This window comes from Mycobacterium sp. E136 (assembly GCF_001666865.1).
GTDB lineage: Bacteria > Actinomycetota > Actinomycetes > Mycobacteriales > Mycobacteriaceae > Mycobacterium.
Map to the genome: position 1 here is coordinate 1 of NZ_LZJE01000136.1, position 578 is coordinate 578.

1 protein-coding gene is annotated in these 578 nt (G+C 64.4%); it reads right to left on the reverse strand.

Translation table 11 applies throughout. The features are described 5' to 3' along the window. On the reverse strand, positions 1-578 hold a 578-nt coding region (locus tag A5698_RS09165), incomplete at both ends, for a glycosyltransferase (RefSeq protein ID WP_353651816.1).

Sequence of the window (578 nt, forward strand, 5' to 3'; positions counted from 1 at the left end):
GGTCATCTGGGCAGCGATCTCGCGGGCTCGGGTGACGTATTCCGGCGCGACGATTGTCCGCAAATCCTCAACCAATGATTTGCGGCTGATGTCCGCGAAGGGCCGTGCTGCACCGACTCTCAGGCGCTTCACCAGAGCGCCCCAGCGCGCCTGCTCAGGCCACGTCGAAAGAATCAGCGTCGGAACTCCGGCACGCAAGCCCGCGGCCGTGGTCCCTGAGCCACCGTGGTGAACGACCGCACGGCAGGCCGGGAAAACCGCCGCATGATTCATCGCGGAAGCAACCTTGACGCTCTCGGACTGCATCTCGCTGAAGCCGCTCCATCCAGAGCAGATCAGCGCCCGCTCACCCAGCTCCACGCACGCATCCGTGATCATGGCGAACACGCTGTCAGCAGACTCGACCAAGTCGACGGGGATGCTGCCGAAGCCGAAGAAAATCGGTGGCCTGCCTGCGCCGATCCACGACGCAACCTCCTGATCGGTATCGGTCGGCTGGTTCATCGTCAGCGCTCCGACGAAAGGCCGCTGGCCGTCGAGATCCGCCCACTCCTCCGCCAATCCAGGAAAGCAGGCCT